This window comes from Zoogloea dura (assembly GCF_012927165.1).
Lineage (GTDB): Bacteria > Pseudomonadota > Gammaproteobacteria > Burkholderiales > Rhodocyclaceae > Zoogloea > Zoogloea dura.
The window spans coordinates 237,971-255,667 of record NZ_JABBGA010000002.1; the positions used below are offsets into that span (position 1 = coordinate 237,971).

Annotated in this window: 18 protein-coding genes; 15 read left to right on the top strand and 3 right to left on the bottom strand. The window is 65.7% G+C overall.

The annotated features are described in order from the left end of the window. Nucleotides 1-89: 89 nt before the first annotated feature. A complete protein-coding gene (locus tag HHL15_RS03950; protein ID WP_169144518.1) occupies nucleotides 90-854 on the top strand; it encodes a flagellar brake protein in 765 nt (254 codons plus the stop codon). A gap of 67 nt (nucleotides 855-921) precedes the next feature. Here the strand turns inward: HHL15_RS03950 and fliE are convergent, their stop codons facing one another. The 3 genes from fliE to HHL15_RS03965 all read right to left on the bottom strand — a co-directional run bounded on the left by fliE (nucleotide 922) and on the right by HHL15_RS03965 (nucleotide 3,853). After that, nucleotides 922-1,242 (bottom strand): flagellar hook-basal body complex protein FliE, encoded by a 321-nt coding sequence (fliE, locus tag HHL15_RS03955; RefSeq protein ID WP_169144519.1) that lies wholly within the window; start codon nucleotides 1,240-1,242, stop codon nucleotides 922-924. A gap of 75 nt (nucleotides 1,243-1,317) precedes the next feature. After that, complete coding sequence (locus tag HHL15_RS03960; RefSeq protein ID WP_169144520.1) at nucleotides 1,318-2,715, bottom strand: sigma-54-dependent transcriptional regulator; 1,398 nt, start codon at nucleotides 2,713-2,715, stop codon at nucleotides 1,318-1,320. 34 nt (nucleotides 2,716-2,749) lie between these two features. Then, a complete protein-coding gene (locus HHL15_RS03965) occupies nucleotides 2,750-3,853 on the bottom strand; it encodes a sensor histidine kinase (protein WP_169144521.1) in 1,104 nt (367 codons plus the stop codon). A gap of 155 nt (nucleotides 3,854-4,008) precedes the next feature. Here HHL15_RS03965 and fliF point away from each other — a divergent pair, with 155 nt between their 5' ends. The 14 genes from fliF to HHL15_RS04035 all read left to right on the top strand — a co-directional run bounded on the left by fliF (nucleotide 4,009) and on the right by HHL15_RS04035 (nucleotide 17,666). Then, nucleotides 4,009-5,715: a flagellar basal-body MS-ring/collar protein FliF gene (fliF, locus tag HHL15_RS03970; protein WP_169144522.1), complete on the top strand. Its 1,707-nt coding sequence runs from the start codon at nucleotides 4,009-4,011 to the stop codon at nucleotides 5,713-5,715. Then, nucleotides 5,699-6,700, top strand: a complete 1,002-nt coding sequence (gene fliG / locus HHL15_RS03975; RefSeq protein ID WP_169144523.1) for a flagellar motor switch protein FliG — start codon at nucleotides 5,699-5,701, stop codon at nucleotides 6,698-6,700. Before fliF ends, fliG begins: the two co-directional genes overlap by 17 nt. Nucleotides 6,701-6,721: 21 nt before the next feature. After that, on the top strand, nucleotides 6,722-7,423 hold the full coding sequence (locus HHL15_RS03980) for a flagellar assembly protein FliH (protein WP_206198591.1): 702 nt from the start codon (nucleotides 6,722-6,724) through the stop codon (nucleotides 7,421-7,423). After that, nucleotides 7,423-8,826 (top strand): flagellar protein export ATPase FliI, encoded by a 1,404-nt coding sequence (gene fliI / locus HHL15_RS03985; protein ID WP_169144525.1) that lies wholly within the window; start codon nucleotides 7,423-7,425, stop codon nucleotides 8,824-8,826. The genes HHL15_RS03980 and fliI overlap by 1 nt, the downstream gene beginning before the upstream one ends. An 84-nt stretch (nucleotides 8,827-8,910) precedes the next feature. After that, nucleotides 8,911-9,360: a flagellar export protein FliJ gene (fliJ, locus tag HHL15_RS03990; RefSeq protein ID WP_169144526.1), complete on the top strand. Its 450-nt coding sequence runs from the start codon at nucleotides 8,911-8,913 to the stop codon at nucleotides 9,358-9,360. 72 nt (nucleotides 9,361-9,432) lie between these two features. Further along, a complete protein-coding gene (locus tag HHL15_RS03995) occupies nucleotides 9,433-10,572 on the top strand; it encodes a flagellar hook-length control protein FliK (RefSeq protein WP_169144527.1) in 1,140 nt (379 codons plus the stop codon). 92 nt (nucleotides 10,573-10,664) lie between these two features. Beyond that, nucleotides 10,665-11,237 (top strand): flagellar basal body-associated FliL family protein, encoded by a 573-nt coding sequence (locus tag HHL15_RS04000; RefSeq protein WP_169144528.1) that lies wholly within the window; start codon nucleotides 10,665-10,667, stop codon nucleotides 11,235-11,237. A 14-nt stretch (nucleotides 11,238-11,251) separates the two neighbouring features. Then, nucleotides 11,252-12,244, top strand: a complete 993-nt coding sequence (fliM, locus tag HHL15_RS04005) for a flagellar motor switch protein FliM (protein WP_169144529.1) — start codon at nucleotides 11,252-11,254, stop codon at nucleotides 12,242-12,244. Between the two features lie 9 nt (nucleotides 12,245-12,253). Continuing rightward, nucleotides 12,254-12,703 carry a flagellar motor switch protein FliN gene (gene fliN / locus HHL15_RS04010; protein WP_169144530.1) on the top strand — a complete coding sequence of 150 codons (450 nt, stop codon included), beginning with the start codon at nucleotides 12,254-12,256 and terminating at the stop codon, nucleotides 12,701-12,703. Between the two features lie 473 nt (nucleotides 12,704-13,176). Continuing rightward, a complete protein-coding gene (gene fliO, locus HHL15_RS04015) occupies nucleotides 13,177-13,590 on the top strand; it encodes a flagellar biosynthetic protein FliO (RefSeq protein ID WP_235943213.1) in 414 nt (137 codons plus the stop codon). After that, the gene (fliP, locus tag HHL15_RS04020) at nucleotides 13,587-14,336 is read left to right on the top strand and encodes a flagellar type III secretion system pore protein FliP (protein ID WP_169144531.1); all 750 of its coding nucleotides are present in this window, start codon (nucleotides 13,587-13,589) and stop codon (nucleotides 14,334-14,336) included. Before fliO ends, fliP begins: the two co-directional genes overlap by 4 nt. 8 nt (nucleotides 14,337-14,344) lie before the next feature. Then, nucleotides 14,345-14,614, top strand: a complete 270-nt coding sequence (gene fliQ / locus HHL15_RS04025; protein WP_169144532.1) for a flagellar biosynthesis protein FliQ — start codon at nucleotides 14,345-14,347, stop codon at nucleotides 14,612-14,614. 10 nt (nucleotides 14,615-14,624) lie between these two features. Continuing rightward, nucleotides 14,625-15,407, top strand: coding sequence for a flagellar biosynthetic protein FliR (gene fliR, locus HHL15_RS04030; protein ID WP_169144533.1), 783 nt, complete (start codon nucleotides 14,625-14,627; stop codon nucleotides 15,405-15,407). A gap of 15 nt (nucleotides 15,408-15,422) precedes the next feature. Then, a complete protein-coding gene (locus HHL15_RS04035; protein ID WP_169144534.1) occupies nucleotides 15,423-17,666 on the top strand; it encodes a PAS domain-containing sensor histidine kinase in 2,244 nt (747 codons plus the stop codon). Nucleotides 17,667-17,697: the final 31 nt, after the last annotated feature.

A 17,697-nucleotide genomic window follows, 5' to 3' on the forward strand; every position in this document is an offset into this window, starting at 1 on the left:
CCGCCAGGCGGTCGCCACGCGGCCGCCGGCATCCCATTCCGGGCTGCTAGAATCGGGTCATCATCCGATCGCCGGACGCCATTCACGCCATGCCCCTCAAGTTCGAACTCCTGCAGGCCGACGACTATTCCCGGTACCTGCTCAAGGAAAAAACCGACATTCTCTTCAACCTGCGCAGCCTGATGCAGAAGCGCGCCATGATCAGCGCCTTCATCGACGCCAGCGCCGACTCCTTCCTCACCGCCATCCTGGCCATCACGCCGGACGAGCGCAGCCTCATTCTCGACGCGGCATCGGACGAAACAATCAACCAGCGGGTCGAGACGTCAGATCAACTGATCTTCGTCACCCAGCTCGACAAGATCAAGATCCAGTTTGCCGCCCAGCGCATCACCCGCCTCCCCCACGAAGGCCACGACGCCTTCCTGATCCCGCTTCCGGCCGCCCTGCTGCGCCTGCAACGCCGGGAGTATTACCGCCTCACCGCCCACAGCCCCCACTACCTGAGCTGTCAGGTGCCGATCCACACCGGCGAAGGTGACAAGGTGATCTCGGTCGAGACCGACGTGGTGGATATCAGCGGCGGCGGCCTTGCCATCACCGTTCCGCCCAATGGCATCCCCTTCGAACCGGACATGGAGTTTGCAGACTGCCGCCTGATGCTGCCGGAAGTGGGCCCCATCGCCGCCACCCTGCGCGTCCGCAACATCTTCCGCATCACCAACCGGGACGGCAGCATCATGCTGAGGGCCGGCTGCGAGTTCGTGAACCTGTCGCCAGGCATGGCCTCCACCATCCAGCGCTACATCCTCAAGGCCGAGCGGGAGCGCAACGCCCGCGAGCGGATCCGTTGAAGCAGGCCCCCAAAAAGCACAAGGCCGGCAAATGCCGGCCTTGTGCTTTTTGGGGGGACCCCGGAATTCAGACGGACATGTTCATGATGTCCTGGTAGGCGGTGACCAGCTTGTTGCGCACCTGGACCATCTGCTGGAACGAGAGATTGGCCTTCTGCAGGTTCACCATGACGTCCTGCAGATTGACATTCGGATCGCCGGCGGCAAAGCCCTTGGACATCTCCTGCGCCTGCATCTGGGCGGAGCTTACCTGCGCGATGGCACTCTGCAGGACCTGACCGAAATCCGTCTCGCCGGCTGCGGCAGGTGCCTGCGCAGGCTTGCCCGACGCCACCTGTGAGGTGGCGCGCAGCTCCGACAGCATTTGATCGATCCCGCGGGTATCCATGATCCGACTCCTTTTTCTCCACTATAGCAGAGCAAGGCACGTGCCAAGCAGCACAAGGGGGACATCAAGCCAGCATCACCCCGAGAACAGCCCCTCCTGACGGTACTGCTGGAGCTTGTAACGGAGGGTCCGCTCCGAGATGCCAAGCTGCTCCACCGCTCGCTTTCGCGACCCTCCGACCTCCTTCAGGACCTGCAGGATATGCTCCCGCTCCAGGTCCTTCATGCTGGCCGGCCGGCCTGACTCCCGCGCAGCCTCTCCGGGATCGGCGGCAAGCATTGCCGGCTCAACGGCAAGAGCTGCCGGAGCGGCAGGACTCACCACGGGAATCCGCATCGGCTCACCATTCCAGTGCGGCAGGCACAGACGGATGGTATCGCCTGACACCGCCTCTCCGCCACTCAAGATCAGGGCGCGCTGAACGGTATTTTCAAGCTCGCGGACATTACCCGGCCAATAGTAGGTTACCAGCACCGATTCGGCTTCCGGCGACAAGGGCGCGCTGCGCTTCAGGCGGGCGCCATGCATCAGGGCAAAGTGACGGGCCAGGGGCACGATGTCGCCGGGCCGCTCGCGCAGGGACGGAATCGCCAGGGGGAACACGTTGAGCCGGTAGAACAAGTCTTCCCGGAAACGCCCCGCCGCCACCTCGCGCGTCATGTCGCGGTTGGTGGTAGCCAGCACCCGGATGTCGAGGGGGATCGCCTTCTTGCCCCCCACCCGCTCCACCTCACGCTCCTGCAGCACCCGCAGCAGCTTGGCCTGCAGGCCGAGCGGCATTTCGGATATCTCGTCGAGGAGCAGCGTACCGCCTTCGGCTTGCTCGAACTTGCCCGCCTGGGCCGTCGCCGCGCCCGTGAACGCCCCTTTCTCATGGCCGAACAAGGTCGCCTCGAGCAAGGTGTCGGGAATCGCCGCGCAGTTGATCGCCACGAAACTCCCCGCGCGGCGCGGCGAATGCTCATGCAGGTAGCGGGCAAAGACTTCCTTGCCGGTACCGGACTCCCCGGTCAGCAGCACCGTCGCATCGGTCTCCGCCACCTTGTCGGCCAGCGCCAGCAGCTTGCGCGTGTGGGGGTCGGCGGCGATCATGCCGTCGTCCTGACGGGTCACCGCATAGCGGCGCACATGCTCCAGCAGCACCGCCGGCTCGAAGGGCTTCATCAGGAAATCGCAGGCACCACCACGCATCGCATCCACCGCCTTCTCCACGTCGCCAAAGGCGGTCATCAACAGGACGGGCAGCTGCGGCAGGCGCTGACGCAGTTCGGCCAGCAGCTGCAGGCCGTCCATGGGTTGCATCTTGAGGTCCGACAAGACCAGGTTGAAAGCCTGCTTTTCCACTTCGATCAGGGCGGCCGGGCCGTCGCCAACGCCAGTGACGGCGTGGCCAGCCACTTCGAGGGTCAGGCACACGGCGTCCCTCAGGGGGGCATCGTCTTCGACGACCAGAATGTTGAGGGCTTCAGGCATGGGGTATCTCTCTAAAACTCGGTGCAACTGGGCGTCAGCCGCCCATGGCGAGGGTCAGGGTGAAAGTGGAGCCTCTTCCCGCTTCGGACTCGATACCGATGTCGCCGCCGTGGGCGCGGGCGACGCCCCTGGCGATCGCCAGCCCCAGGCCGGTTCCGTCCGGCCGGGTAGTGAAGAAGGGCTCGAAAAGGCGCGCCTGCAGGCCCGGGTCGATCCCGCGGCCGTTGTCCGTCACGCTGAAGCGGGCCTCCGCATCACCGTGGGTGGCATTGAAATGAATCGCGCCACCGGCATCCAGGGCCTGGACGGCGTTCTCCAGCAAATTGGTCAGGGCCCCGGCGATCGCCTTGCGATCACCGATCAGCACGCTGTCACCGCAGCCGCAGGCCGCCTCGAAGGCAAGGCCCTTGGCCCGCGCCACCGGTTCGAGGGTCTGGGCCAGCTCGGCAACCAGGTCACAGATCCGGAAGGGCTCCCGCCCGAGGGTCTCGCCGCGGGCAAAAAGGAGCATGTCGCGGATCAGCTTCTCCAGGTGGCGCAGGCGCTCCATGGCCCGCCCGCCGATGCGCTCGCGGTCGGTCGGCCCCAATTCCTGTTGAACCAGCGTGGCGGTGTAGAGCATGGCGGCGGAAAGGGGCGTGCGCAGTTGATGAGCCAGCCCGGCCACCATTTCCCCCATCGCGGCGAGGCGTTCGTTACGTTCGGCGGCAAGCCTCATCAGATGCGCCTCGGTCACGTCGGTGAGCAGCACGATGCGCCCCTCCCCGGACTCCAGCGGCGCATCCACCCGGGTCACCCGCCGGTTCTCGCCGGCCTGCTCGAGCTGCCACTCGCCCGGCGTCTCCGTAGCGGCCAGCCGTTCGGCACAGAAACCGGACCAGTCGATCCCGCCCAGCTGCGCATCGAACATGACTTCAACCGCCCGGTTGGCCTGGACGACCCGGCCGTCCCGGTCGAGCACCACCACCCCGGCCGGCAGCGCGCCCATCAGCACGCTGAGCCTCTCGGTCAGCTGGCCGACCTGGGTCTGCAGCCCGGCATAGGCGCCGGTCAGGGCCTCGGACGCTTCGCTGAACTGGCGGAAGGCATCGGCCAGTTGACGGGCATCCAGACGGTCATCGGTTGCTGGCAGGTTCATTGACACTCGAAGACGGAATTCACCGGATCGCAGCTTAGGCCCGGCAAGGCAAGACCAAGGCGGCAAATAGGCGGCAAAAAACGCCGCTTATCCGTGACTGGCGCCAAGCACTCCGGCGTGAGAATGCGAACATCCGAAATAGGGGGAATGTGCCCATGGCAGCAGAAGACGCCGCCGCCGCTCCAGAACCGCCCGCCTCACCCTTCACACAGGTGCTGGAGAACATCCGCAATCTGTCGCAGCGTCAGAAGCTCGCGGCGGGGGCTGCGCTCGCCTTCGGTATTGCCCTGATCGTCGGCGTGCTGCTGTGGAGCCGCCAGCCCGACTACACCGTGCTCTTCTCCAACCTCGCCGAGAAGGACGGCGGCGCCGTCGTCACCAGCCTGCAGCAGCAGAACATCCCCTACAAGTTCTCCGACAACGGCAACGCCATCCTTGTGCCCTCCAGCCAGGTCCATGACCTGCGCCTGCGCCTGGCCGCCCAAGGCATTCCCAAGGGCGGCCTGGTCGGCTTCGAGCTGATGGAAACCCAGAAGCTCGGGCTGTCGCAATTCCACGAACAGATCAATTACCAGCGCGCCCTGGAGGGCGAGCTGTCGCGCACCATTTCATCGATCGCCAGCGTGGCCGGCGCCCGGGTGCACCTGGCCATTCCCAAGCAGACAGCCTTCCTGCGGGACGAGCAGAAGCCCACGGCCTCGGTGATGGTCAGCCTGCACACCGGCCGAGCCCTCGACCCCAGCCAGATCACCGGCATCGTGCACCTGATTGCCTCCAGCGTCCCCAACCTGACCAACGACAACGTCAGCGTCATCGACCAGGACGGCGCGCTGTTGACCAAGAAGCCCGACCCCTTGCGCAGCTCCCTGGACGCCACCCAGCTCAAGTACACCCACGAACTGGAAGAGGGTTACATCGGGCGCATCAATTCGATCCTCACGCCCTTGTTCGGCAAGGGGAACTTCCGGGCCCAGGTGTCGGCCGACGTGGATTTCAACCAGACCGAGCAAACCGCCGAGACCTACCGGCCCAACCCCTCGCCGGAACAGGCTATCCGCAGTCAGCAGAGCAACGAGAGCCAGACCCGCGACCAGGGGCCCCAGGGCGTGCCCGGCGCCCTGACCAACCAGCCCCCGGTGCCCGCCACGGCCCCCCTGACAACCCCTCCCGTTCCCGGCAGCACCGGCGCCGAAGGCCAGACGCCCCTTACCAGCAGCAAGAGCGCAACCATCAACTACGAGGTGGACAAGACCATCCAGCACACCCGCAAGGCGCTCGGCCAGATCCGTCGCCTGTCGGTGGCGGTGGCGGTGAATCACAAGGAAGAGAAGGACAAGAACGGTGCCGTGAAGTCGGTACCGATCAGCGACGAGGAAAAGAAGCGCATTGAAGACCTCGTCCGGGAAGCGGTGGGCTACAACAAGGAACGGGGGGACACGATCAATGTCGCCACCGGAGCCTTCGTGGCTTCCGACAAGGACAGCCTGGAACTGCCGATCTGGAAGGATCCGGACAACATCGTCCTGTTCAAGGAACTGATCAAATACCTGGTGATCGCCGGGGTGATCGCCTTCGTGGCCTTCGGGGTGATCCGCCCGCTGATGAAACAGGTCATGCCGCCGCCCCCCGAAACCAAGGAGGACGAGGAAGCCCTGGAAGGCGGCCCGGCCGGAGCAGAAGGCGAAGAGGGCGAGGAAGGCGAGGACGAAGACGGCGCTGCCGTGGCCCTGTCGCCGGAAGCCGCGGCCCGCCTGGCCTATGACGAAAAGATCGCCAAAGTGCACGAGATCGCCAAGAGCAATCCGCGGGTCGTGGCCAACCTGATCAAGGAATGGATGGGAAGCAATGAGCAGCAACGATGAGGGACTCGAGAAGAGCGCACTGCTGCTGATGACCCTGGGCGCCGACGAGGCCGCCGAAGTGCTCAAGCTGCTGGGCCCCAAGGAGGTCCAGAAGCTGGGCGCGGCGATGGCCTCCATGCCATCCCAGCCCAGGGAGAAGGTCGAGGCCATTCTGGATGAGCTGATCCTGTTTGCCGACAAGGGCGTTCCCATCGAAGCCGACCACGAGCACATCAAGGCCATGCTCACCAAGGCCCTCGGCGACGAACGGGCCACCCACCTGATCAGCCGCGTGCTGCAGGGCTCCGATACGGCGGGCATCGAAAGCCTGAAGTGGATGGACGCCCCCACCGCGGCCGACCTGATCAAGAACGAACACCCCCAGATCATCGCCACCATCCTGGTGCACCTCGAGTTCGACCAAGCCGGCGAGATCCTCAAGCACTTCACCGACCGCCTGCGCAACGACGTGCTGCTACGGATCGCCACGCTGGACGGGGTTCAGCCGGTGGCCCTGCGCGAACTCAACGAAGCCCTCACCCGCATGCTGGCGGGCGCCTCCACGGTCAAGAAGACCGCCATGGGCGGCGTGCGCCACGCGGCCGACATCCTCAACTTCGTCGGCTCGGCGGCCGAGACGGCCATCCTCGACAACGTGCGCGAGTACGATCCGGACCTGGCCCAGAAAATCCTCGACGAAATGTTCGTCTTCGAGAACCTCATGGACCTCGACGACCGGGGCATCCAGACCCTGCTGCGCGAAGTGCAGAGCGACTCCCTGGTCATCGCCCTCAAGGGAGCACCGCCGGAGATGCGCGAGAAGATCTTCAAGAACATGTCCCAGCGTGCCGCCGAAATGCTCCGGGAAGACCTGGAGTCGCGCGGTCCGGTGCGCCTGTCCGAGGTCGAGGCCGAGCAGAAGGAAATCCTCAAGACCGCAAGGCGCCTGGCGGAAGAAGGCCAGATCGCCCTGTCCAGCGGAGGCGGCGACGATGCCTTCGTATAACCCGGGAGCACCGTCGTGTCGATGAACCGGCACCAGGCGGTCGGCGCCTACCAGCGCTGGGCCCCGCCCTCCTTCGATGAGCCGGAGCAAGCGCCGGCGGCCGAGCTGCCGCCCGTCGAGGAGGCCGCGCCCCCCATCGAGGACGAGCCTCCTCCGCCCCCCGAGCCCCTGCCGGAACCGGAACCCGACCCCGAACCCGGTATCAAGCTCCCCACCGCCGAGGATATCGAGCGCATCCACGAGGAAGCCCGCAAGGACGGCTATGCCGCCGGCTACGAGGAAGGTACTGCGCGGGGCCGCATCGAGGCCATGCAGTTCCACAGCCTGGTCGAGAACCTGGAAAAGTCGCTGACCACCCTCGATCAGGAGGTGGCCGAGGAGATCCTCGCCCTCTCCATCGAACTGGCCCGCCAGATGGTCCGCCACACCCTGGACACCCATCCCGAAGCCCTGCTCGAAACGATCCGCGAGGTCCTCCAGCAACTGCCCCACGCCCACGCCCAGATCCACGTGCACCCGGAGGACCTGGCCATGACCAAGGAATACCTGGGCGAGCAGTTCGCCCAGGCTGGCCACCGCCTCGTGGAAGACGCCGGCATCAGCCGCGGCGGCACACGCATCGACGCCGCCGGCAGCCAGCTCGACGCCACCGTGCAGACCCGCTGGCGGCGCATCATGGAAAACCTCGGGCGCAGCGTGCCTTGGGAAGGCGAGAAAGCCTGATGGAACACGGAGGAGAAACCTGGCGCGCCTTCCTGGCCGACAGCCAGAAGCTGATCGGCGCCACCTCGCCCTACCAGATATCCGGTCGCCTGACCCGCATCAACGGCCTGGTCATGGAAGCCTCCGGGCTCAAGCTCCCCCTCGGTTCCGGCTGCCGCATCGTGATTCCCGGCGGCAGCTCCGTTGAAGCGGAAGTCGTCGGCTTCAACGGCGAGAAGATCTTTCTGATGCCCACCGACGACGTCTTCGGCCTCGCCCCTGGCGCCCTCGTCCTGCCGGTCGAGCCCACCCAGCCGCCGCTGATTGCCGGCGAACGTATCGAACCGCGGCGCCGGGCCTCCGACCGCGCCAAGCACCTACCGATGGGCGACGAGTTGCTCGGCCGCGTGGTCGATGGCGCCGGCCGCCCGCTGGACGGGCTCGGCCCCCTCGCCGTGCGCCATTCGCGCCCCCTCCAGTCACGCCCCATCAACCCGCTGCAGCGGGCCCCGATCACCCAGTCCCTCGACGTGGGCATCCGCGCCATCAACGCCCTGCTCACCGTCGGCCGAGGCCAGCGGATGGGCCTCTTCGCCGGCTCCGGCGTGGGTAAATCGGTGCTCATCGGCATGATGGCGCGCTACACCGCGGCGGACGTGATCGTGGTCGGCCTGATCGGCGAGCGGGGCCGCGAAGTCAAGGAGTTCATCGAGCACAACCTGGGCCCGGAAGGCCTGGCCCGCTCCGCGGTGATCGCCGCCCCGGCCGACTGCAGCCCACTGATGCGCCTGCAGGGTGCCTCCTACGCGACCACCGTGGCCGAGTACTTCCGCGATCAGGGCAAGCAGGTCCTGCTGATCATGGACTCCCTCACCCGCTACGCCATGGCCCAGCGGGAAATCGCCCTGGCCATCGGCGAACCGCCGGTCACCCGTGGTTACCCACCATCCGTCTTCGCGCGCCTGCCCGCCCTGGTGGAGCGCGCCGGCAATGGCCCCGAGGGCGGTGGCTCGATCACCGCCTTCTATACCGTGCTGGCGGAAGGCGACGACCAGCAGGACCCGATCGCCGACTCCGCCCGAGCCATCCTGGACGGCCACATCGTGCTGTCGCGCAATCTGGCCGACCAGGGGCACTACCCTGCCATCGACATCGAGCAATCCATCTCCCGGGCCATGCACAACCTCGTCAAAAGCCAGCATTTCGACGTGGTTCGACGCTTCAAGCAGCTTTTCTCGCGCTACCAGCGCTCCCGCGACCTGATCGCGGTGGGTGCCTACCAGTCCGGCTCTGACCCGATCCTGGACCAAGCCGTAGCCATGTATCCCCGCCTGGAAGCCTTCCTGCAGCAGCGCATCGAGGAGAGCGAAGGTTACGAATCCGCCGTCGAGAAACTCCACGCCTTGTTCGGTACCACACCATGACCGCGCGAAGCGCCCCCAAGGCCATCGGGCCCCTCCGGCTAAAGAAACCCCGCCCCTGCCCGATAACGCCGAAAGAACGTGACGATGACTGAGCCGTTCCCGCTTCAGCCCTTGCTGGACATGGCCAACAGCCGCATGGACGATGCCGCGCGCAAGCTGGGAGAACTGATCGCCAGCGACCGCGCCGTCGAAGAGAAGCTCGAATTGCTGGTTAACTACCGGCAGGAATACCAGGCCCGTTTCATCGATGCCGCCCGCAATGGCATCGGCCCCGACGCCTGGCGCAACTACAGCGCCTTCCTGCTCAAGCTGGACGAAGCGATCGCGCATCAGCAGCGGGTGGTATCAGAGTCAAAACGGCGCGTCGAGGCAGGCCAGCAGGAATGGGTGGATCAGCGCAACCGGGTCAAGGCTTTCGACACCCTTTCCAACCGGCATCAAGCCCAACAGGCCCGCAAGGAGGCCAAGCAAGAGCAGAGGCTCACTGACGAACACGCAGCCAAGCAGTTCCGCGACCGCCAGGAAGAGGAATAAAGGCGCGCCCCGGATTGCCTGGCACGTCGCTTGCTGCTAGCAGGCTGTCAGCATCCTCACCAGGAACCCATCATGTCCGGACCGGCCTTGAACCCTCTCGCCAGCATCGCCCCTGTCGCTCCCGGCAAAGGCCCCGAAGCCTCCGCTGCGGACGCGCCCGCCTCCCAGGCCGGCGAAGCCGGCTTCGCCTCCGAACTGAAGCGCCAGATGAAGGGGAGCAAGAGCGACAGCGCCGACAAGGAATCCCCCCGCGACGAGGAAGCCGCGGCCAGCGCCGCCCCCAGCACCATCCCGGGCAACGAGCAGGCCCAGTCGATTGCCGTAGTGACGCCGGAGATGGCCGCGCTGATCGCCGGCATGCAGCCCCTGGCAAGCAATCCGCTGCAGCTCGACAAGGACACGACCTCCGCGACACCCGACGAGGGTGAGGCACTCGTCCCTTTGTTCGGCCCCGCCGGGCTTCCCGGCAGCGCATCGGCCATCGACCCGAAACCGGCTTCCCTGGCACTCAATCCCGACGGCAATGCGGCCACCCTGCCGGCAGCCGCTGACACCACACCGGCAAATACTGCCGCCACCGGCCCCAAGGGTGGGCAAGGCCTGCTTGCGGCTGCCGACTCTACCACCACCGCCAGCACCGTCGCCGAACTCGCTGCCCGCGTCAGCGAGCCGCCGGCTGCCGCTGCCCAGCCCACCAACAGTTTCGCCGCCATGCATGCCGCCGCGCTGGCCAACCTGCAGGCCGCCTCCCCCCAGAGCACACCCTCCCCGGTCCCTCTGCATGTCGCCACGCCGGCGTCCAGCCCGCACTGGCCCGAAGAAGTGGGCAACAAGGTCAGCTGGATGGTGAGCAATACGGAAAGCCATGCCGAACTGACGCTGACCCCGCCCCAACTCGGCAAGGTGGAAGTCTCGATCACGGTCAGTGGCGATCAGACCAGTGCCCAGTTCGTCGCCGCCACTCCTGCCGCACGGGAGCTGATTGAGCAGAACCTGCCCCGCCTGCGCGAAATTCTCGAACAAAGCGGCATCAATCTGGGCCAGACGGATGTGGGAACCTCAGGCCAGTCAGCCCAGTCCGGAGATACGCCGACGGGCCGCCAGCGCAGCGGCTGGCAGTCCCCGACCGGAGGTGACGAAGGCCCCGCGACAAGCCCGGTGCCGGCCCATTGGGCCCGCCGAGGAGAAGGACTTGTAGACACGTTTGCCTGAATGGGCAAAATGGCGGGCCCTTGCACGCCTTTTCCCTGTTTGCCGGGCGGACGTGACGGATAACAATCAAAGCAGACCAGGAGTGATCCAGCATGTCGAAAGCACCGGCCAAGGCCGAAGCCGCCGAAGGCGAAGTCCCTGCAAAGGGAGGCAAGAAAAAGCTCATCATCATCATCGCGGCCGTGCTCGTGCTGGCGATTGCCGCCGGGGCGGCCTTCATGCTGCTTGGCAAGAAGAAGCATGCCGAGGGCGAGGATGGCGAGGAGGAGCCCGCCCACCACGAACCACCCAAGGTCAAGGTCGACCCGTCAAAGCCGCCGATCTTCGTCCAGCTCGACCAGTTCACCGTGAACCTTGCGCCGGAGGAGGGCGAGCACTTTCTGCAGGCCACCATGGTCCTGCGCGTTGCCGATGCCAAGGTGGGTGACTCGCTCAAACTCTACATGCCCGAACTGAAGCACCGCATCATCATGCTGCTGTCGTCCAAGAAGCCCTCCGACCTGGTCCCCGCGGAAGGCCGCGAAGAACTGGCCGACGAAATCAAGGAAGAGGCCAACGACGTGCTCGGCTACGCCCCCAGCCCGAAGAAGAAAGGCAAGCGCAACCGGCCGGAAGACGACGGCCCGGTGCTGTCCGTCCTGTTCAACCAGTTCATCGTGCAGTAAGCGCGGAGCCCACAATGGCCCAGGACTTTCTCTCCCAGGAAGAGGTTGATGCCCTGCTCAAGGGCGTCACCGGGGAGAGTGACGACACCGAACATCAGGAGGAGCATCAGGGCGGTGTCCGGGATTACAACCTGGCCACCCAGGAGCGCATCGTGCGTGGGCGCATGCCCACCATGGAGCTCATCAACGAGCGCTTCGCCCGTTATCTGCGGATCGGCCTGTTCAACTACATGCACCGCAACGTCGAAGTGTCGGTAGGGCCGATCAAGGTCCAGAAATTCAGTGAGTTCGTGCGCAACCTGGTGGTCCCGACCAACCTGAACCTCTTCATCGCCAAGCCCCTGCGCGGCACGGCCCTGGTCGTCATGGATCCGAACCTGGTGTTCCTGGTGGTGGACAACCTGTTCGGCGGCGACGGCCGTTTCCACACCCGGGTCGAAGGACGCGACTTCACCCCGACCGAGCAGCGCATCATCCAGGGCTTGCTGAAGGTTATCTTCGGCGAATATGAAAAGGCCTGGGGGCCCGTGCAGAAACTCGAATTCGAGTATGTCCGCTCCGAGATGAACCCCCAGTTCGCCAACATCGCCACGCCCAGCGAGATCGTGGTGGCGTCGTCATTCACGCTGGAGTTCGGCGGCTCCCAGGCAGAAATGCATTTCTGCTTCCCCTACTCCATGCTCGAGCCGATCCGTGAAACGCTCTACTCGACCATGCAGAGCGACCACCTGACCCAGGACAACCGCTGGGTCAGCATGATGGGCAAGCAGCTGCAGACCGCAGAAGTGACACTCGCGGCGCGGCTCGGAACATCCAACGTCACCCTCCGGGACATCGTGAACATGAAACCGGGCGACGTGATCCCCCTCAACATCCCGGAAACCGTGCAGGCCGAAGTGGATGGCATCCCCTTCATGGAATGCCGCTACGGCGTCCAGCGCGGCCAATACGCCCTCAAGGTGGAGCGCTTCCTGGCCCAGGAAGACGAGCCCCCCGGCAAGGCCTAGGAGTTCAGCATGTCAGAAACCGATACCCCCGACGACAACCAGATCAGCGATGACGACTGGGCGGCCGCCATGCAGGAGCAGGCCGTAGCAGAAGGCCTGACCGAACCCGCCCTCGGCGAGGAGTCACCCTACCAGGCCAAGCCAGCCAGCCAGCTCTTCCCGGATTTCGGCCAGAGCGGCCCCAAGGGTGGCTCGATCAACGATTACGACATGATCCTGGACATCCCGGTGCAGCTCACCGTGGAGCTGGGACGCACCAAGATCGCCATCCGCAACCTGCTGCAGCTGGCCCACGGGTCGGTGGTGGAACTGGACGGGCTGGCGGGCGAGCCGATGGACGTGCTGGTCAACGGGACCCTCATCGCCCAGGGCGAGGTGGTGGTGGTGAACGACAAGTTCGGCATCCGCCTGACCGACATCATCACGCCCGCCGAGCGGATCCGCAAACTGCGCACCTGAGCGACCGAGAGCGCACACCCGCCCGCGACATACACCGCTGCTCCACCGACAGGCAGGCCCCGCAGGAACAGGCGCGGGGCCTGCCTGTTTTCAGGCTGCCGAAACCTCGCCGGGACGGGGCGACAGCACCGATCGGCTCGGCCGGCGGTCAGGGGCATTGGCCCGATGCAGCAACCATTTCTCACCCAGGATCAGCAAGGCCCTCTGCCGCTTGGCCTCGTAGCCCGGAGGCGGTGAAGACTCGTCCCGATGTTGTTCGGATGCGCCAGCCACCGGCTGGATCTCACGATGCCACAGCAACATGACTGCTCCCCCCTGAACCTGACGAGTTGTTTGATTGATAGCACAGGGGGCAGTTCATCTGCAAAGCATCTAAGCCGCGATGTGTGAGACTTTTGCCCGCTTTTTCAGGACAGCCGGTATCACCCGCCAAGGGTAAACTGCGGCCACGCTACCCGGAGTCCACCATCGCCATGCCTCCCCTGCCCTTCGTCGTCGGCCTGTCACTGCTGTCCGGCCCGTTGCTCGCTGCAGACGGTGGCTTTGACGCGACCTCAAGCGTCCTGCAGATGCTCCTGGGACTGGCCCTCGTCATCGGCCTGTTGTTCGCCGCCCTGCACACGCTCAAACGCCTCAGCGGCAGCAAGGGGCTCGCCGCAGGCGTATTGCGGATCCGCGGCGCAACGGCGGTCGGCCCGCGGGAGCGTGTCGTGCTGCTGGAGGTGGCCGACAAGATCCTCGTACTCGGCGTAGCCCCCGGCCGGATCAATACCCTGCACACCCTGGACGCCACTCAACTCCCTGCCGGCACGGCGCCCCAGCCGCCCTCCGGAAACGATGACTTCCAGACCTGGCTCAAACGCACCCTGGAACGCCGCACCCGATGAAAGCCTCTCCCTTCACGCTCCGCAAGGTCGGGGCGACACTGCTGACGCTGGCCCCCCTGACGGTCCTGGCCCAGGCCATGCCCGCCATCACCAGCACGCCGGCCGGAGGCGGTGGCACCCAGTACAGCCTGTCGATCCAGACCTTGCTGTTGCTCACCTCCCTGAGCTTCCTGCCAGCCCTGGTCCTGATGACGACCTGCTTCACGCGCATCATCATCGTCATGTCCCTGCTGCGCCATGCCATGGGAACCCAGACCTCCCCGCCCAATCAGGTCCTGGTCGGCCTGTCCCTCTTCCTCACCTTCTTCATCATGGCGCCGGTAGCCGACAAGGTTTATACCGATGCCTGGGTACCGCTTTCGGAAAACCGCATCACCTTCAATGAAGCTCTCGACCGGGCCACCGTACCCGTCAAGACCTTCATGCTGAAGCAGATTCGCGAGCCGGACCTGAACCTCTTCTCCAAGCTGGCCAAGACCCCTCGGGTCGACAAGGCCGAAGACCTGCCGATGCGGGTCGTCATTCCCGCCTTCGTCACCTCCGAACTCAAGACCGCGTTCCAGATCGGCTTCATCGTCTTCATCCCCTTCCTGATCATCGACATGGTGGTCGCCTCGGTGCTGATGTCCATGGGCATGATGATGATGAGCCCGGCGATTGTCGCGCTGCCCTTCAAGATCATGCTTTTCGTGCTTGTGGACGGCTGGAACCTGCTCATCGCCTCCCTGGTACAGAGCTTCGGATAGGAGCCCCCATGACCCCCACCACCGTCGTAGACCTCGGCCGCCAGGCCCTCGAGCTGACCCTGCTGGTCTCGGCGCCGCTGTTCATCGCGGCGCTTGTCACCGGCCTGCTGGTGTCCATCTTCCAGGCCGCCACGCAGATCAACGAACAGACCCTGTCCTTCGTGCCCAAACTGATCGCCACCTTCATTGCCCTGGTGCTCGCCGGCCCGTGGATGATCACGATGATGACCGACTTCATCCGGCGCCTCTTCGAGAGCATCCCGGCCATGATCGGCTGAGCCTCGCGTCATGCTGAGCGTCACCTCCGCCCAGCTCGAAGCTTGGCTCGCCCTGTTTGCGCTCCCCCTGGCCCGGGTGCTCGGCATGCTCGGTACGGCCCCGGTATTCGGCAACAATGCCCTCCCCCGCCGCAGCAAGCTGGTCATCAGCCTGGGCGTGGCGATCGGTGTCATCCCCACCCTGCCGCCGGTACCCGCGATTCCGCTCGACTCCTGGCCGGGCATCCTGCAGCTGCTGGAGCAAACACTGATCGGTATCGCCATGGGGCTGAGCATGCGAGTGGTATTTGCCGCCCTTGACCTGATGGGGGAGCTGATCAGTCTGCAGATGGGCCTGTCCTTCGCCACCTTCTTCGACCCGGTGGCAGGCGGCCAGACAGCGGTGGTGGCAGAATTCCTGACCCTGCTGGCAACGCTCATCTTCCTGTCACTGAACGGTCACCTGCTGATGGTGGACACCCTGCACCGCAGCTTCGAATGGTTGCCGGTCACCGATAGCATGCTTAACAAGGGCGGCTGGCTGATCCTGGTACGCTCGGGCGGCACGATCTTCGCCAGCGGCCTGCTGCTGGCACTGCCGGTGGTCACCGCACTGCTGATCACCAACATCGCCCTGGGCATCCTCACCCGCGCGGCCCCCCAGCTCAACCTGTTCGCGATCGGCTTCCCGATCACCCTGACCGTTGGTTTTACCATGTTGATGCTGACCCTCACTCACATGGCCCCCCTGCTCCAGGGTTTCTACGATGCAGGCTTCGACACACTCGCCAGCATGCTGCGGGCCCTGCGCTGAGTGCCGGCGACGGCCATGAGCCTGCCCTTCCCGCCAGACCTGCTGCTAAGCCTGGTGGCGATCGCCCTGTCGGTCGGCCTGGGCTTCGCCGTGCAGCGCCTGGCCCGGGAAAAGTCCCGCACCCGGATCCTGGAAGCGCGCGTCAGCCAAGAGCGGGAACACCGCCAGGCCACCGAGGCCGCGCTCGAGTCGGCCCACGAACGCTTCACCCAGGTTTTCCAGTTTCTCCCCGAGCTGGTGACCCTGACCAGCCTGGATGACACCCGGTTGATGGACATGAACCGGAACTGGACACCCCTGCTGGGCTACAGCCGCGAGCAAGGCCTGGGACGCAGCAGCATCAAGCTCGGTATCTGGCAAAGGCCTCAGGACAAGTCCGAGATCTTCGCCGAGCTGGCCACCGGCCTGGAAGTCCATGACCGGCAGGTGACCCTCCTGCATCGGGACGGGCATCCGGTGAACACCCTGGTCAGCGCCCGCCTCCTGCACATCGGCGGGCACGACTGTGTCCTGGCGGTATTCCGCGACATCACCGAGCAGGTGCGCCTGGAGCGTGCCGAAAGAGCTGCGGCCGAAGCCCAGCGGATCTCCGAGGCGATGTTCTCGGCAGCCTTTCACGGCAGCCCCGACTACATCACCATCAGCCGGGTGTCGGACGGCAAGATCCTCGAGGTCAATCACGCCTTCGCCCAGCTGGTGGGCTGGAGCCGCAGCGAAGCCATCGGCACGACCTCGGTGGAGCTCGGACTGTGGCCCATCCCGGAAGAACGCGTCGCCCTGGTGGACCTGGTGGTCCAGCATGGCGCCCTGCGCAACTACCCCTGCACCATCGGGACCCGCAACCAGGGCCGGCGCCACTGCCTGGTCAATGCATCCACCGTCCGCATCGAAGGGCAGGACTGCCTGATCGCCATCGTCCGCGACGTCACCGAGCAAAAGGCCGCCGCCGACGCCCTGCAGGAAAGCCAGGCCCGCTTCGCCGCCATCTTCGCCTCCGCCCCGGTGGCGATGTCCCTGACCCGCATCGACGACCGCACCCACGTGGATGCCAACCCGGCCTGGGAGCGCCTGTTCGGACTCGACCGAACCTCCGTGCTGGAGCGCAGCACCGGCGAACTCGGCTTCTGGGTGGACCAGGACGTCTATGACGGGCTGTACAGCCGTATCGCCCGGGACGAAATCGTGGAGCAGCAGGAGGTGCGCATCCGCCCGCGTGGCCGCGGCGAGATCGCCACCTGCCTGGTATCCGGCTGCCGCCTGCGCATCAAGGGCGAGGACTGCGGCCTGTGGTCCCTGGCGGACATCTCCGAACTGCGCCGGGTCCAGGGCCACATAGAGGAGCTCAACGAAGGCCTCGAGCGACGTGTTGCGGAGCGCACCGGCGAACTGCGCACTGCCCTCGAAACACTCCACCAGGCCCGTGACGAACTGGTCCGCAGCGAAAAGCTGGCGGCACTCGGATCACTGGTCGCCGGCATCGCCCACGAACTCAACACGCCGATCGGCAACAGCGTCACCGTGGCGACCACCCTGGCCGCCCGTACCACCGACATGGCCCGGGAGCAGGCCGCCGGCACCCTGCGGCGCGCCCACTTCGACAGCTTCGTGGCCTCGGCCCTGGAGGCCAGCGAACTCCTGATGCGCAACCTGACCCGCGCCCGAGAACTCGTCCGCAGCTTCAAGCAGGTCGCGGTGGACCAGGCCAGCGAAGTACGCCGCCCCTTCGAACTGGGCGAAGTCCTGCGGGAGATAGGCATGACCCTCGGGCCGATGTTCCACGCCACGCCCTACACCCTCGAGATCGACTGCAATACCCCCATCCCGATGGACAGCTACCCCGGAGCCCTGGGCCAGATCCTGACCAACCTGGTCACCAACGCCCTCATCCACGGCCTCGAGGGTCGGCCCGCGGGACGCATCCAGGTCATCGCCCGGCCCGCGGCGGAGTCGGTCAGCATCCGCGTCTGCGACGATGGTGCAGGCATCGGGGAGAGCGCCCTGCAGCGGATCTTCGACCCGTTCTTCACCACGCGCCTCGGCAAGGGGGGCAGCGGCCTCGGGCTGTACATCGTTTACAACCTCGTCACGCGCAGCCTGGGCGGTCAGATCAGCGCCGCCAGCGAACCCGGCACCGGGACCTGCTTCACCCTGTCGCTCCCCCGTACAGCGCCCTCCACCGACGCCCCGGGCGATGCGCTGGCCATCCCGTCACGCCCCACACCAGGACTAAACTTCGACGATGCAGGGCCGATAAACTGAGCATATACCTGCCACGGGGGCATTCCCCCGG

Bases quoted from the DNA above. Each gene is read 5' to 3' on its own strand.
- fliG (WP_169144523.1), top strand. From the start codon at position 5,699: ATGAGCAGCAACGATGAGGGACTCGAGAAGAGCGCACTGCTGCTGATG.
- fliF (WP_169144522.1), top strand. From the start codon at position 4,009: ATGGCAGCAGAAGACGCCGCCGCCGCTCCAGAACCGCCCGCCTCACCC.
- HHL15_RS03950 (WP_169144518.1), top strand. From the start codon at position 90: ATGCCCCTCAAGTTCGAACTCCTGCAGGCCGACGACTATTCCCGGTAC.
- fliR (WP_169144533.1), top strand. From the start codon at position 14,625: ATGCTGAGCGTCACCTCCGCCCAGCTCGAAGCTTGGCTCGCCCTGTTT.
- HHL15_RS03995 (WP_169144527.1), top strand. From the start codon at position 9,433: ATGTCCGGACCGGCCTTGAACCCTCTCGCCAGCATCGCCCCTGTCGCT.
- fliE (WP_169144519.1), bottom strand. From the start codon at position 1,242: ATGGATACCCGCGGGATCGATCAAATGCTGTCGGAGCTGCGCGCCACC.
- HHL15_RS04035 (WP_169144534.1), top strand. From the start codon at position 15,423: ATGAGCCTGCCCTTCCCGCCAGACCTGCTGCTAAGCCTGGTGGCGATC.
- HHL15_RS03965 (WP_169144521.1), bottom strand. From the start codon at position 3,853: ATGAACCTGCCAGCAACCGATGACCGTCTGGATGCCCGTCAACTGGCC.
- fliP (WP_169144531.1), top strand. From the start codon at position 13,587: ATGAAAGCCTCTCCCTTCACGCTCCGCAAGGTCGGGGCGACACTGCTG.
- HHL15_RS03980 (WP_206198591.1), top strand. From the start codon at position 6,722: ATGAACCGGCACCAGGCGGTCGGCGCCTACCAGCGCTGGGCCCCGCCC.
- fliM (WP_169144529.1), top strand. From the start codon at position 11,252: ATGGCCCAGGACTTTCTCTCCCAGGAAGAGGTTGATGCCCTGCTCAAG.
- fliO (WP_235943213.1), top strand. From the start codon at position 13,177: ATGCCTCCCCTGCCCTTCGTCGTCGGCCTGTCACTGCTGTCCGGCCCG.
- fliN (WP_169144530.1), top strand. From the start codon at position 12,254: ATGTCAGAAACCGATACCCCCGACGACAACCAGATCAGCGATGACGAC.
- fliI (WP_169144525.1), top strand. From the start codon at position 7,423: ATGGAACACGGAGGAGAAACCTGGCGCGCCTTCCTGGCCGACAGCCAG.
- HHL15_RS04000 (WP_169144528.1), top strand. From the start codon at position 10,665: ATGTCGAAAGCACCGGCCAAGGCCGAAGCCGCCGAAGGCGAAGTCCCT.
- fliJ (WP_169144526.1), top strand. From the start codon at position 8,911: ATGACTGAGCCGTTCCCGCTTCAGCCCTTGCTGGACATGGCCAACAGC.
- HHL15_RS03960 (WP_169144520.1), bottom strand. From the start codon at position 2,715: ATGCCTGAAGCCCTCAACATTCTGGTCGTCGAAGACGATGCCCCCCTG.
- fliQ (WP_169144532.1), top strand. From the start codon at position 14,345: ATGACCCCCACCACCGTCGTAGACCTCGGCCGCCAGGCCCTCGAGCTG.